The 963-nt window shown below is 62.5% G+C and carries 2 protein-coding genes; one reads left to right on the top strand and one right to left on the bottom strand.

Features of this window, described 5'->3' with window-relative positions:
* Positions 1-101: 101 nt before the first annotated feature.
* A complete protein-coding gene (gene merF, locus MBELCI_RS18920) occupies positions 102-311 on the bottom strand; it encodes a mercury resistance system transport protein MerF (RefSeq protein ID WP_021695835.1) in 210 nt (69 codons plus the stop codon).
* 173 nt (positions 312-484) lie between these two features.
* Between merF and MBELCI_RS18915 the strand changes: the two genes are divergently transcribed.
* A complete protein-coding gene (locus MBELCI_RS18915; RefSeq protein ID WP_021695834.1) occupies positions 485-916 on the top strand; it encodes a MerR family transcriptional regulator in 432 nt (143 codons plus the stop codon).
* Positions 917-963: the final 47 nt, after the last annotated feature.

The raw sequence follows: 963 nt of genomic DNA, 5'->3' as shown, positions 1-963 counted from the left end.
GCGGTGATGGCAGCCGAGAACCCGGCCGACCCGGCCCCGATGACTGCGAGGTCGTAGCCGTCGCTTGTGGGAGTGTAGCAGTCCGTCATGACGATCCTTTCCTATCGCGCCGCGTGGCGGCGCCAGAGCGCGTAGAAGGTGATGCCGATGAACACGGCGAGCGCCGGCAGCAGCACGTAATCGAGCCAGCCCAGAAGGGCCGACAGGCCGACCGCGCCCAGCAGGATAACCAGCACCGGTGTGAAGCAGCACAGCGCCACGATCACCGTGCCGATCAGGCCGAACCTCAGCAGGCTAGTTCGGTCCGGCATGGATTGTGTGGGTTTCTTCGAGGATCTCACGACCGGGCTCTCGCGATGACGCAAACCGACACTGACTGCTGCTGTATGGTCATATCTCCAAACGTCATTGCGGCGCCCTTGATTGTTGCATGATGACTGGCAAGGTAGGGTCTGTAGCAGCTACAGGAACAAGGGGTTTCTCGATGGCAACAGATCACAGCGACGCGAGCGAGCTGAAGCGCTCGGAACTGGCGCGGTGCACCGGCTGCAATCTTGAAACGATCCGCTACTACGAAAGCGTCGGCCTGATGCCCGATCCGCCGCGCAGCCCGGCCGGTCACCGGCGATACGGGCAGGCGCATGTCGAGCGCCTGAACTTCATCATGCGCGCCCGGGAACTCGGTTTCACCATGGAGGAAATCCGAGGCCTGCTGTCACTGGTCGACCGGGGCAGCCACACCTGCGCGGATGTCGAGAAAATGGGGCGCCACCACCTCGACGTGGTCCGGTCTAAGATCCGCGACCTCCAAGGTATAGAGACCATCCTCTCCGAGACGATCTCACGCTGCACCGGAGCAAGCACCCCCGCCTGCCCCTTGCTCGATGTTCTTACGAATAATCACACTGCGTCCTGAGCCTTGAAGCTCACGGGCCTCGGGCAGCGGCGCTGTTGCACATATCG

This window comes from Limimaricola cinnabarinus LL-001, assembly GCF_000466965.1.
Taxonomy (GTDB): domain Bacteria; phylum Pseudomonadota; class Alphaproteobacteria; order Rhodobacterales; family Rhodobacteraceae; genus Limimaricola; species Limimaricola cinnabarinus.
The sequence above is the reverse complement of the archived record's forward strand: the minus strand, read 5'-3'. Positions and strand labels throughout refer to the sequence as shown.

Bases quoted from the DNA above. Each gene is read 5' to 3' on its own strand.
- MBELCI_RS18915 (WP_021695834.1), top strand. From the start codon at position 485: ATGGCAACAGATCACAGCGACGCGAGCGAGCTGAAGCGCTCGGAACTG.
- merF (WP_021695835.1), bottom strand. From the start codon at position 311: ATGCCGGACCGAACTAGCCTGCTGAGGTTCGGCCTGATCGGCACGGTG.